Source organism: Alkalibacterium indicireducens (assembly GCF_039522005.1).
Lineage (GTDB): Bacteria > Bacillota > Bacilli > Lactobacillales > Carnobacteriaceae_A > Alkalibacterium > Alkalibacterium indicireducens.
On record NZ_BAAADA010000116.1, the window covers coordinates 58,288 to 71,654 of the forward strand.

Annotated in this window: 9 protein-coding genes; all 9 read right to left on the bottom strand. The window is 42.8% G+C overall.

The features are described from left to right. A complete protein-coding gene (locus tag ABFX15_RS07460; protein ID WP_346024836.1) occupies window positions 1-1,014 on the bottom strand; it encodes a protein-glutamate methylesterase/protein-glutamine glutaminase in 1,014 nt (337 codons plus the stop codon). 20 nt (window positions 1,015-1,034) lie between these two features. Then, on the bottom strand, window positions 1,035-1,517 hold the full coding sequence (locus ABFX15_RS07465; protein ID WP_346024837.1) for a chemotaxis protein CheD: 483 nt from the start codon (window positions 1,515-1,517) through the stop codon (window positions 1,035-1,037). Window positions 1,518-1,543: 26 nt separating this feature from the next. Further along, a complete protein-coding gene (locus ABFX15_RS07470) occupies window positions 1,544-2,014 on the bottom strand; it encodes a chemotaxis protein CheW (RefSeq protein WP_346024838.1) in 471 nt (156 codons plus the stop codon). Window positions 2,015-2,035: 21 nt separating this feature from the next. Next, window positions 2,036-4,351: a methyl-accepting chemotaxis protein gene (locus tag ABFX15_RS07475; RefSeq protein ID WP_346024839.1), complete on the bottom strand. Its 2,316-nt coding sequence runs from the start codon at window positions 4,349-4,351 to the stop codon at window positions 2,036-2,038. Between the two features lie 276 nt (window positions 4,352-4,627). Next, entirely contained in the window at window positions 4,628-6,703 is a 2,076-nt protein-coding gene (locus ABFX15_RS07480; protein WP_346024840.1) for a methyl-accepting chemotaxis protein, read from the bottom strand. Between the two features lie 282 nt (window positions 6,704-6,985). Next, a complete protein-coding gene (gene hflX / locus ABFX15_RS07485; protein WP_346024841.1) occupies window positions 6,986-8,221 on the bottom strand; it encodes a GTPase HflX in 1,236 nt (411 codons plus the stop codon). Further along, entirely contained in the window at window positions 8,222-9,196 is a 975-nt protein-coding gene (gene miaA, locus ABFX15_RS07490; protein WP_346024842.1) for a tRNA (adenosine(37)-N6)-dimethylallyltransferase MiaA, read from the bottom strand. It abuts the gene before it with no gap. 332 nt (window positions 9,197-9,528) lie between these two features. Beyond that, window positions 9,529-9,858 (bottom strand): four-helix bundle copper-binding protein, encoded by a 330-nt coding sequence (locus ABFX15_RS07495; protein WP_091479079.1) that lies wholly within the window; start codon window positions 9,856-9,858, stop codon window positions 9,529-9,531. Between the two features lie 151 nt (window positions 9,859-10,009). After that, entirely contained in the window at window positions 10,010-13,303 is a 3,294-nt protein-coding gene (locus tag ABFX15_RS07500) for an SNF2-related protein (RefSeq protein WP_346024843.1), read from the bottom strand. Window positions 13,304-13,367 lie beyond the last annotated feature (64 nt).

Sequence of the window (13,367 nt, forward strand, 5' to 3'; positions counted from 1 at the left end):
TCACCTTGTCATTTCTTTTAATATGTCTGCAATGTCATTCAAGCTTGCTGTCTGATCTGATAAACCTCTTTCAACAACTGCTCTTGGCATGCCGTAAACGATTGATGATGCTTTATCCTGTGTCAGAACGTACCCGCCGTTCTTCTTAATTACTTCACACCCGGGCGCCCCGTCACTTCCCATTCCCGTCATGATGATTCCCAATATGTCTCTCCCGTATTTGTGGGATGCTGTTTCAAACAAGTAATCCACTGCCGGTCGAACACCATGAACTTTCGGTCTATTATCCAGTTCAAGATGATTTCCATTGATCGTCATGTGTCGTGCACCTGGAGCAAGATAGACTGTACCCGGTCTGATTTTCTGGCCATGCTCTGCTTCTACTACTGGAATGCTCGCTGCAGTGTCCAGACGTTTCGCAAAAGAAGCCGTAAACCCTTCAGGCATATGCTGAACGATGAATACCGGTATCGAAAGATTAGGTGATATCGCCTGAATGGCTTTGACCAGTGCTTTCGGTCCTCCAGTTGAAGCCCCTATCACAATTGCTTTAAGTAAATTTTTCTTCGATAACAATGCGTCATTTAACACTTTTGATGGTTGCTCTGTAATTAAAGGCTGTTTTTCCTTAGTAAAATGTATCTTGATTCGTCTGGATAGATCACTTTGAAAGACATCCCAGTTCTCACTGATTGAGACTGGTTTTTCTATAAAGTCTTCTGCACCTAACTCAAGTGCCTGAATCGTCGTTTCTTCATTAGTCTTGGAACTAAGCATGATAACCGGTAACTTATATTTTTCTTTTATTGCTTCCAGTGTTTCAAGACCATTCATCATCGGCATTTCGACATCCAATGTAATGAGATCCGGCTTAGATTGTTCAATCAGCTTTAATGCTTCTACACCATTTCTGGCTACGTCTGTGACTTCGATTCCACTGCAGTCATTGAGTACGTTAGTCAGTACTTTTCTGAGCAATGCAGAATCGTCGACGACTAAAACTTTAATAGTCATGCTACATTCCTCATTCTTCTCTATAATACATATTCTTCCCGGTTGACCATTCTTACTCTTACATCAAAAGTCTCAAGATCGACAAACATCGATCGGCCCATATTGCCACCAAGGTGTTCTGAGAGTATAGGCAGCTTAAGATCCTCAAGCGTCTGTCTGACGGCTTCAATATTCCGCTGGCCAATTTGTAGTGTTGCAGATTCACTCGCAAAAGCGAACATGCTCGCACCTCCTGCTATTTTTACCTGGAATGTGTCCACTTGAGTTCGTTCCTTTAATTCCGAAACGATTCTAGGCAAAGCCAGATCCGCAAATTTAGGCCAGTTATTTACATCTGAAAACGATGTACTATCCGGCAGCATGATGTGACTCAATGCACCTATCTTGGATTTAGGCTCATATATGGCTATACCTATACAAGAGCCTAATCCAATGGTTACCAGCTCGTCTGGTGCCTGCGCTATTTTATAATCTGATATTCCCACTTTAATTTGTTCCGACATCTTATTCTCCAATATGATTGCTGAATTTAGTCTTTTACTGCATGGATCGATACTAAACGTCTCAGTTCGTCGCCTTTTTCTTCTGCAAAAAGATAGTGGCTATCTAGAATTGGAATGATTCCCTCTTCTGTCTGAACGAAAAATGAAATATAAGACGTGGATAGACCATCAATTTTTTCTTCTTCAGTTTCCAGCAGATCTTCAGTATTGAATGTTTTAACCACAGTTACTTCGTCAACCAGTAGACCGATCGTTGTATCCTTCCAGTTTACTAATATGATATCAGCTTCCTCAGGAGAAAGATGAGATTTTTGGTAAAAACGGTCTGACAAGTCAATGACCGCTATAACTTCACCTTCAACTTCTTGTACGCCGACTATATAAGATGACATATCAGGTACAGGCGTATGGTTTTCGAGAGCAATGATTTTATCTGTTTCTGAAATAGGGAGGCCGAATGTCTGATCTCCTGCCTTGAATAAGATGTACTGTGTCATAATTGTATCTACTCCTTCTTATTATGCAAACTCCGGAGCCAGTCCGTCCAGATCGACTTCGTTATCAGTCATCTGATTAGAATTCTTCTGATCAATAATGAATTTTTCTGCTGATACTTTAAGTGTCACGGCTACGTTTTCCAGTCGGTTGATATGTGAAGTGAATTCTTCCATTGTTGCAAGAATCTCTTCTGCATTTGCTGACACCTGTTCAGTCCCTGCAGAATTCTCCTGTGCACCTGCTGCAATACTTTCGAGCTGAGCCACTACTTCTTCTTTCTTCTCATTGATGATTGAAGAAGACTGCATGACGACCATCATGCTGGCCACAAGTCGTTCCAGAGATGCGGCAACATTTTCTGAGCTTTTGATCGCTTCATCGATTTTTTCTGTCTGCACTTTACTGTCTTCATTCGTTTCTTCCAGATGATGAACCATACCTGATGACTTCTCCTGAATTGTACGAATGATTGTCTGAATGTCTTTTGAAGATGTCGCACTCTGTTCGGCAAGTTTACGGATTTCTTCAGCAACAACTGCAAATCCGCGACCTGCATCGCCAGCTCGAGCTGCTTCGATTGAAGCGTTCAGAGCGAGAAGATTTGTCTTGGAGGCAATCGTTGTGATCGCCTGCACGATGCCTTCGATGTTTTGTATGTCGCCATCGACTTCCTCTATCTTCTCTTTAAGATCATCCAGCGTCTCAAGTGTTTCTTTCCATTTCTGATCTACTTCTTGGGTCGCAAATGTATTCTGACCGTTCACGATCATAGTCTTATCTGCATGTTGACCCATCTGACCCACTGCCTGATTGATTTCTTCCAGAGCTTCTGACAAAGCATTCATCTGTGTAACAGTCGCTTCTGTATCCTGAGTCTGCAAGGAAGTCGCTTCTGCCACCCCATTGATGGTTTCAGAAACTTCTGCTGTCGAACGGCTGGTCTGATCAGCTATTTCTGTCAAAGTCGTTGCCATTGTTGATACATTCTGACTATTTCCTTGGATCACTTCTACAGTTTCTCCAAATGTTTCCATTGTTCGGTTGAAAGCCAGTCCAATCTGATGGATTTCATTTCCTTTAGGATCGAGCGCCTTGCCTTCTTTTGGCTTCCTGCCACGTTTTTCATTCCATTTGTCCAGCCCTTTAATTAAAGTTACGCTTGGGTTGAACAAGTCTTTTTTATTCAGTCGAGCTGTCAGATCTCCTTTTTCTACTCGTCTGAATGCATTCATCAGAGCATCAGAGATAGCTGCAACCAGTCCGGAAGCCAGAAGCGCCACGACTGCAGCGACAATTATTGTTAGAACAGTAATGAAGATCAAAATATTACGTAATGCACCCTGTTCTTCAGCCATTTCATTTGAACGGACCATTCCATATATATTGAGTCCTAAGTTCGGAAGAGATTCATGATAAATCCCAAATCTCCCACCGTTGATTTCTCTATCGTAAACCAATGCAGATGCATTCTCTTCACCGGTATCTGATGACGACGTTGATACGTCATTTCCAACTGTCTTAATGAAAAAGTCCGAAGATGACATGTTTTCTCCTACCCAGTCCTGCTGAGAAGAAGCTACAACGTTTCCACTGTCAGTCAGAATGCTGATGAACCCTGTATTGGCAATTGCTGTATTATTGATTTCTTCACGAATAACATTCATATCCAGGTCGATAGCCAGAACACCTGTTGTGTTTGTCCCAGTACCGATAGATCTAGTGACAGTCATTCTAGATCTGTTATTGAATACATGCGGTTCATTCCAGTTCACTCCTGATGAGACAAGAGCACGTTCTAGCCATGGGTAGATTTCATAAGGATCCTGATTCCCTCTCACTACTGAGAGCGTGGATACGAATGGATTCTGAGAATCTGCAGGTACAAAATGCACATCTGCAATGTAGGGATTTCCTGTGACCACATACTGAAAACGTGATCCCAGTTCCATCTGTGCAGATTCATCACCGCTCGCTACACGCTGTAAAACCCCATCCAAAGCTAAACGCTGAACGGTTTCTTCAGCAGCTAGAGCAGCAGCTGATATATTTTCAACCAGGTTGGCTGTGATCTGCTGCTGCTGTTCTTCGACTCTCTGGGTAATCAGATCGGAAGTTCTGTTATATGTATAAAGCATGGCTCCTAGAACCGGAACGAGCATCAAAACGATCAGGCTTACTGCTATTGGAAGCCGCACACTTTTGTGCTCTCTCTTTTTGCCATTCTTGCCTTTCTTACTGGTGAAACGGGATAATTGATCACTAACATTAATTTTTGGCCATTTCACAGCTTTCAGTTGAGTTTTCAACCGATCAAACTGGGTTTTAGCTTTGTTCATATGTATTCTCCTCGTATATAATTTTTTATTAGTGCACTTCATTTTTTATAATCGGTCAAATATACAAATTGTTTATGCTTTCAGCGTATCTTATTGATTGTTCTTAATTCTGTCACAATTGCTTAAGATTAATCATTGAAGCTTTCTCTTTAAAGGGATGACACTTATATATAACCTATCAAATTTCTGCTTAGTTTTCTGTTTATTATACGTATTAATAAAAAATTCGAGGTCTCTCTACTATAAATAGAAGACCTCGAATCTGATTCATTTGAATTATGAAAACTGGTTAGTTGATTCTTTTAAGTTTCCTGCCAGGACTTTCATTTGTTCTATCGATGCAGTAAATTCTTCCATTGAAGCAAGGATTTCCTCAGCGTTCGCGGATACTTCTTCGGTTCCCGCCGCATTTTCTTCGGCAGAAGCTTCGATATTATCTAACGCTTTTACGACAGCTTCTTTTTTCTCTTCAACTAGAGAAGCAAGCTGGAAAGCCTGAGCGATGTGTTTAGCCAGCACTTGAATATTCATTGAAATGTCTTCATTAGTCTTAGTGACACCTTTCAATGATTCCGTCTGTTTGTCACTATCATCCAGCACGCGATCCAGTGTAGACACCATTTCATTTGAATCATGTTGAATAACTTGTATGATTTCGGTGATCATTTCAGATGAGGTATTACTCTGTTCAGCAAGTTTCCGTATTTCTTCAGCAACAACTGAGAAGCCTTTTCCTGCTTCCCCGGCACGAGCCGCCTCAATTGACGCATTTAAGGCCAGTAAGTTGGTCTTTTCAGAAATGTCCTGAATAGCTTTCAGTATTTTTTCTACATCCTGGACATTGCCGTCCACTTTTCCAATATTATCTTTCAGCCTATTGAAAGAATCTACAGTCTCGTTCCAAGTGTCATTTACATGTCCCATTTTACGGTCGTTTTCTCCCAGAGCCAGCACAGTACCGTCGGCATGCATCCCGACTTCCTGCATGTTTGATGAAATCGCATTGACATGTTCTGACAGCTCGTCCATGAGCTTGACCGTGTTCTGAGTATCCGAAGTCTGCTGAGCACTGGAGTGAGCAATGCTCTGAATCGTTTCTGATACTTCTTCTGTCGCATTTTTTGTCTGTTCAGTTATTTCTGCCAGATCAGATGCGAGTTCATCTACTGATTTAGCTTTACCTTGAATATCATAGATTACCTTCTGGAATGTTGAGACAGCTGCATTGAAACTCCACCCGATCTGATGGAGCTCGTGCCCATTTTCTTTAATCTCATTAACAGCCGGCTTGGTTTTCTTCGATGTTTTTTTCTTTTTCCCAGTCCTTAAAGAGGTTATGCGTGTTCTCAAGTCCCCTTCCTGAATTCCATCTAGAGCTTCCCTTATCATTTTAGTAATCGATACGAGATAATTCGATAGAAGAATGGATAACCCCGCTGCACCTATTATGCTGATGGCCAGCACTCTTAGACTGCTTGTCAGAAACAAGTCATTTTCCGCAGACATCTCATTAGAGGTGACTGCTCCGTATACAATTAGGTTCATGTCTGGGACTCGTTCATAATAGATTGGGAAGGTCCGGCCATTAAAATCATTATATATTTCACCGGACATGTCAGTTGCTTCTAAGAAAATACTCTGGTTGCTTACGTCTTGTCCGGATAGAGTTGGATCTTGTGTAAACTGCCAGTAGCCTGCTTCAGTTATGACAAACGGATACCCTGTCTCTCCAATTTGACTACTGTCGATGACAGCTGCAATACTCTCCATGTCCATTTGAAGACCTAATATTCCAGTCTCTCCATTTTCCTGATCGATTGTCATGGCTGCAGCCATTGTTGTGGCCCCTGATACTACATCAGTATATGGCTCAGAGAAGTAGATATCTCCACCCGCTCCAGTAGCTCCAGCAAGCCAGTTTTGTGAAACTGTCTCTAAGTCCTGCTGTTCCATTGTTCCAACTGCTTCCTGACCAGGGATAAAGAAGAAGACATCGCTTATGTATTGTGATGCTGACTGGACGACGGTCATCAGCTGATCCAGCTGGCTTTCATCTTCCAAAGTTGTGACTTGTGTCATGTCTTCTATTTCAGCGAGAGCCTCCAGACCACTTCTTGCTTCAGATCCGGCATCCTCCATAAGAGTAACGATTCGACTTGTTGCCTGCTGCTGCTCTCTAAGCACGCGCCTAGTTACTGCCTGATCCATGCGGTAGTATAGTGCGCCCGAAACTATTAATATAGGAACGAACACCAAAGTTGTGAACAATAGAATAAAACGAAGGCGTAATGATTTCTTTTTTTGATCACTATTAACTATTCTGTTTCTTTTCTTGCCTGATATCTTTTTCACTCTAATCCCTCTTTCAAATATTGTGCATACTTTCTCATTATCGGATTAGGGTCTGAAAAATTAATAGCTAAAATTTAAAAATTCTTCTTATTTTATAATTAAGAGTATTATATAATTAAATAACAAGTTAAATTTGTCGGTTAGTTTGTAAATATAAGAAAATGAGCATATTCTTCCTTTTAGTGAAAACTGATCAAAAAAGCCCATCCATTGCCTTTAGGCGGGCAAAAGATGGGACTGGTTTATACTATTATGTCAGTAACGATTAAAGATAGTTGCTAATTAATCCTGGACCCATCTGGATCCTTTTTTTGCGTAACCTTCTACTGCATATACCTGATTGTCTTCATCAAAAAGCTGACGTTCGAGAAGAGTATTCTGACGGAGTTCGACTAGCCAGTCTCCCCGTTCGCTTGGAATGCTGAGCTGATAATGAACCATCTGTTTCTTTATTTCTTTTTCAATCGCATGTCTTAGCATCTCTATATCTTCAGGGTCGCGAGCCGAAATCGTGCAGTTCGGAAAGAGCGAGGTACGCGCAGGGGATTCCAGCAGATCCTTTTTATTGTACACCGTCAGCATCGGAATCAGATTCATTCCCAGTTCATCAAGCAGCTCCATGACCGTTTCCTCATGCGCCTTGATATTCTCTGCAGATGCATCCACGACATGTAAAAGCATATCCACGTGCTTGGATTCTTCGAGTGTCGACTTGAAAGCTTCGATCAGCTGAGTGGGAAGCTCCTGGATAAATCCGACCGTATCCGTCAGTGTGATTTGCATGCCTGACGGGAGCTCACTTTTTCTGGTCAAGGGATCGAGTGTCGCAAACAGCTGATCTTTTTCATACGTCTCCGCTTGAGTCAGCTGATTCAAGAGGGTCGATTTTCCGGCATTCGTATACCCGATCAGACCGATCTGAAATACGTTACTGTTTTTACGCTGTTCCCGGCTTCGCTCACGGTGAGCCGCAATCTTCTTCAGTTCCTTACGTATCTCTGTCATCTGTCTCTGAATGTGCCGGCGGTCAGTTTCCAGTTTCGTTTCCCCTGGACCTCTAGTTCCGATTCCTGCACCCAGCCGGGACATGTTCTCTCCCTGACCAGCCAATCTAGGCAGAATGTAAGACAGTTGTGCCAGTTCGACCTGCAGTCGCCCTTCCTTACTCTGTGCTCTGAGGGCAAAGATATCAAGAATAACCTGTATCCGGTCGATGACTTTAGCATCAACTTCCTCCTGAATATTTCTTACATGACTGGGTGAGAGTTCCTGGTTGAATACAATCGTCTGGGCTTCCAGCTCGTCTGCCAAATGCTTAAGTTCATTAACTTTTCCTTTTCCTATCACTGTTTTATGATCGATCCGCTCTCTTTTCTGAGACAGTTTAGCAACGACTTTTCCCCCGGCATTTTCAACGAGCTGCTCGAGCTCATCGAAAGAATAACGAAAAGCCTCTTCTTCGTTCTGTTTTTCTATGCCGACGATGATGACTTTTTCATATGTCTGTTCTTGTTCCATTTAATCACTTCCTATATGGTCTTTTATCTGGCTTTTTAATGTGTCGATTGACTCAGGATGCTTAATAAGATCAGCCCACTGATCGATTTCAAAGCGATTTCTGAACCAGGTTAACTGACGTTTTGCGTAATTTCTGGAATGCTGCTTGATTGTATCGACTGCTTCTTCTAGCGGCATACTTCCTTCAATATACGGAATCAGTTCTTTATAGCCAATCCCTTTCAAACTCTGAGCATCTTCCGGAACATGTCTGATCAGCTCTTCCGCTTCCTCGAGCAGGCCAGACTCCATCATCTGATCCACCCGTCGATTGATTCTGTCGTAGAGTACAGCCCTGTCCGTAGTCAAACCAATGACAAATGCATCGTACAACGGTTCTTTCTTTTTTTCCGACTGATAAGTCGAAAAGGGCTGACCTGTTTCATGAATGACTTCCAGCGCTCGAATCACCCGTCTAACATTGTTAGGATGAATCTGTTCAGCGGATGCCGGATCCTTTTCCTTAAGCTTAGCATGCAAAGCTTCTCTGCCATCCTCACGGGCCAGCCTGTCCATTTCGTCTCTGAATGCCTGATTCGGTTTCGCTTCACCGCCATGACTGATGTCAAAGAGAAGGGATTCGATATATAAGCCGGTCCCTCCTACAATAATCGGAAGCTTGCCTCTCTCAGTGATCTCACTTATTTTCTGAGACGCGACTTCTTTAAAATCCGACACACTAAATGGGTCTATAGGGTCTTTGATATTGATCAGATGATGCGGAAGACCTTCCGCTTCATTTTCAGTCACTTTTGCTGTCCCGATGTCCAGACCTCTGTAGACCTGCATCGAATCTCCATTAATCAGTTCACCATTAAATGTTTTTGCCAGTTCAATACTTAACGCCGTTTTTCCCACTGCTGTCGGTCCGACGATCACAATTATCTTATCTTTCACACTATTCCTCCGCGATCTGTTGTGACTCAAGTATAGCATACGTCAGAAGAAAAATTAAAAGGAGTCCGTTGCTGAATAAAGCTTTTATAGTGAAATGAAATGGACTATTGAATGGATGGAGTTTATGGGGATTATTTCTTTTGAACTAAACTGAAGAAGGGCTAAAAGGTAGTTCAGCACTGGAAAAAGCGCTGAACTAAACCCACCTGAAAACGTGTGGAGTTCAGAGGGTAAAAAGATTGGTGAACTTCATTTTACCAGGAATAAATGAAGTTCACATCGTAAATTACTGATAAACTCAATTCCAAATAAAAAACCGGAGCAGACGGAAGCCTCATTATAGACTTTCTTCTACTCCGGTCATTTATCAGTTATGCATTCACAAAACTTCTACATGCATCAGCACAGGTAAAGCAGGCTTTTGCACATTCCTGACAGTGGTCATGGTCGTGCTGCTCACATTCTTTTCCGCAGGCCTGACAGATCGTTCCACAAAGTGAAACCAGGTCGTTTCTCAAAGACCCTTCTCTTCCACTGAACGACAGAACCATCTGGCAGATATCTGCACACTCCCGGTCCAGACGGATACACTCTCTCATCATATCAAGGTGCTCTTCATTCAAACAGGCGTCAAAGCAATTATTACAAGCCTGCATGCACTCATATGTCGCATCCATCACTTTTTTTAATTTCTCATCCATCGTCTCCCCTCCTCCTGTATCAGTCGTATCATCGCTTCTCCTTAATTATACGAGCAGGAATCGGGGGCTTTCAAGCAATAGCCACTGAGTATAGGTTCTTAGACCGGGTCAGCAGAATATCTGTCCTTGCATGACATTTCATCATATATAATCAGTCTTCGAGCAGCGTCAGTACTTCTTCTGTGCTTAGACTGTTCAATGTCTGAGTATTGCCTTTAGTAATAACTGAATCGATCAGTTCGCGTTTCTTCTCCTGAAGATCGTTGATGCGTTCTTCGATCGTCCCCGTTGTAATCAGACGAATGATCTGTACGGATTTCTTCTGACCGAACCGGTGCACCCGGTCAGCCGCCTGATCTTCGATTGCCGGATTCCACCAGGAGTCATAAAGAATGACGGTATCTCCACCTGTCAGATTCAACCCTGTTCCACCAGCTTTGAGTGAAATCAGGAACAGGTCCTTTTCTCCAGTATTGAATCGGGTCGTCAAATGCAGACGGTCTTCATTTTTGGTCTGACCATCGAGGTAATGGTAATCCACATCTATGGCATCCAGACGCTCCCTAATGATTTTCAGCATGGAAGTGAACTGAGAGAACAGGACAACACGTTTGCCGTTGGCCCGCGCCTCTTCAAGGTATTCCATCAGACGTTCCAGTTTAGAAGACGCCCCTTCGAAATTAGGCATGACTAGCCTTGGATCACAACAGATCTGTCTCAGTCTTGTCATTCCTGCCAGCACTTTGATCCGGTTGGCATTCAGCTCATCCGTATCGATCAATGTCTTGATTTCCTGCTTGATTGCCGCATGCTGGGTTTGATACAGACGTTTCTGATTATCAGACAGTTCAATGTATTCTGTTGTTTCTGTCTTCTCAGGTAGATCGTCCAGCACATCCCGTTTCAGCCGTCTTAAAATGAACGGCTTGATCTTTGCAGAAATTCTAGACTGGTCCATAGCCTGGAAAGCTTTCCTGTTCTTGAACAGACCCGGCTGGATGATTGAAAACAGGGACCAGAGTTCTCCCAGGTGATTTTCAATCGGTGTTCCTGACAAAGCAATCTTGCTTTCAGCTTTCAGTTTCCTGACAGCCTGAGTCGTCTTGGCTGCACTGTTCTTGACAGTTTGTGATTCATCCAGAACGATTGTCTCAAATGTTTCGTCCTCGTACAGATCTGAATCTCTTTGAACAAGAGGATAACTTGTAATCCAGATTGGAATGTTTTTATTCAGCGCTTCCTGTTTTTTAGCTTCCCGTTCTTCCTTGGAGCCTGAAATGATGATCGTTTCTGTATCGGGCACAAAGTTCAGCCACTCGTGCTGCCAGTTGTAGACGACACTAGACGGGCAGATGATCAGATAGCGCCCTTGTTTTTCTTCATATTTGGATTGCAGGAAAGCAATCGTCTGGACAGTCTTTCCAAGTCCCATGTCATCCGCCAGCACTCCTCCGAACCCATAATGATCTAAGCTTTTCAGCCACTTGAATCCAGTGACCTGATACGGTCGCATGTTAGCTTTCAGACCAGCTGGCAAATCAAAGTCCAGTGTTTCCGGACTCAACAGCTGCTCCACAAGTGACTTGAAGCGTCTTCCGGTATTTATAGTTTCCTCATCTAATGCGGACAGCCCCTGGAAGACAGAAACAGTCATATCAGTCTCAAACTCATCGTCATCAATATCCAATGATTCTTTAGCCCGTTTCATAGCCTGGAACGCAGGGTCTTTCAGATTCACCAGCTGACCGCTTGACAGTCTATAGAACGGCTGATTCCTCTCCAGGTCCTTCAACAAGGCCTGCAGTTCATTTGACGGGATATCTTCAGTTTCGAAACTAATATCCAGTAGATTGGACGACTCCCTCATTTCCATCGTGACCCTCGGTTGTCTTTTCGGACTGTAAATCAGACGGCGGGCAGACTGAGACAGGAAGATTTCCATGTTTTCAGCCAGTTCCGGAAGTGAATCATACAGAAATCCGCTGATGGTATCCGTTTCAGTCAGCTTCCACATGCCCTGCTGACGGGCAACTGAAGGGACATGAGTATACAGCAAATTCAGAACATCTGATTCCTTCTTCCATTCCCTAACTAGGATCGTTTCTTCGACTTCTGTCTTAGACTCTTCCAATGGATACAAAGTCGTCTGCCCATATGAATATACCGGACGAATCAGCAGTGACTGTCCTTCTGTATCGATATACAGTTGAGGCTCAAATTCCGCCTGATAGATCAGTTGTCGGACGGCCTCGACCATATCGACCTGTATGACTTCCTTGAGCTGTGACAATGTAACGGACAGAAAAGTTTCAATATCAGACCGGCGCATGACCAGCGTATAGGAGCCGGAACTCTTCAGTCCCTCAAAAATACTGTGAATCAGCTCATATGAAGGAGAAGACAGAAGATAGAAAACTTGCTTGTACTCAATCATCTTACCTTTGTCATGGAAATGAAAGTCTTCAACTGTCAGTGATGTATCTGCCAGAGAAAAGTGGAATAAATTATCTTTCTTTTCAAATTTGAATGTCAGATCAAGATCTTCAATGCCTTCTTTTACCCGAAGCGTATCTCCGCGATCGATTTGAGTCAGCTGACGAGGCGGTCGTCCAAAACGCACAAATGCGCCCATCGTGTTTTCCAGCAGTCGGATCAATTCTTTGATGTATAAAGCAGGAATTGAAAAACTTTCCCGATTCGACATCTGGCTTTCATATCCTACAGGTGTCAAAGATGAAATAATATCCTGAATATCCTTCAGTTTTTCAAAGACATATCGATCTTCCGCCAGTAAGGCATACTCGCTGGAATCAAATGTAAAGTTCTTCCCAAATTCAATCGCTTCTCCACTGATGATATCATCAATGACCCGTGCTGTATTTTTAACAATATATAAGTAGTCCTTACCGATTTTGAAAAAAAGATCATAAATAGGATTAGCCGAAGTCCCGCTCACATTTAAGATATATTCGACATAGACCGGCTGTTTATATAAGGAGTCAGTTTGTCTGGCAATTTCCTGCTTGGATAAATGGAGCAGTTCATTGACTGCCTTTTCACTTTTCTTATAGGAAAACATAGGCTGGGTCTTACTCCCTGAGCTGGCAGGTGTCTCATTTTTAACTGTGAGATCATTAGCATCCAGATCATTCAAGTGGAACATGGCCGCGACCACATGCTTACAGGCACCCGAATTCTTTTCAAATGGTTTACACGTGCAGTGATATTTTCTAGCCACACCATTCGGATAAAAGCGCAAGTGTACGGTTTCTAACTGACGGTCTTCAACATTAAACTGAACAGTGTGATTCTTGGTGTCCACTTTCAGATTCTTGACTGCTCTGTTCTTATATACTTCCTTGCCTTGAAGAAATGTAGAGTAGTTGCTGGCTAAAGAAGTGATCGTCATTTCTGGAAAAGCCTGTTTTTTCATCGATTCAGTCATCCCTTTTCAACTGTAGTTGCTTATGTCTGTTTATCCGTTTAAAATCTTCATCTATCCATTATAC

Excerpts from the sequence above, each read along its gene's own strand:
- ABFX15_RS07475 (WP_346024839.1), bottom strand. The coding sequence starts at position 4,351 with ATGAACAAAGCTAAAACCCAGTTTGATCGGTTGAAAACTCAACTGAAA.
- ABFX15_RS07495 (WP_091479079.1), bottom strand. The coding sequence starts at position 9,858 with ATGGATGAGAAATTAAAAAAAGTGATGGATGCGACATATGAGTGCATG.
- ABFX15_RS07500 (WP_346024843.1), bottom strand. The coding sequence starts at position 13,303 with ATGACTGAATCGATGAAAAAACAGGCTTTTCCAGAAATGACGATCACT.
- hflX (WP_346024841.1), bottom strand. The coding sequence starts at position 8,221 with ATGGAACAAGAACAGACATATGAAAAAGTCATCATCGTCGGCATAGAA.
- ABFX15_RS07465 (WP_346024837.1), bottom strand. The coding sequence starts at position 1,517 with ATGTCGGAACAAATTAAAGTGGGAATATCAGATTATAAAATAGCGCAG.
- miaA (WP_346024842.1), bottom strand. The coding sequence starts at position 9,196 with ATGCTATACTTGAGTCACAACAGATCGCGGAGGAATAGTGTGAAAGAT.
- ABFX15_RS07460 (WP_346024836.1), bottom strand. The coding sequence starts at position 1,014 with ATGACTATTAAAGTTTTAGTCGTCGACGATTCTGCATTGCTCAGAAAA.
- ABFX15_RS07470 (WP_346024838.1), bottom strand. The coding sequence starts at position 2,014 with ATGACACAGTACATCTTATTCAAGGCAGGAGATCAGACATTCGGCCTC.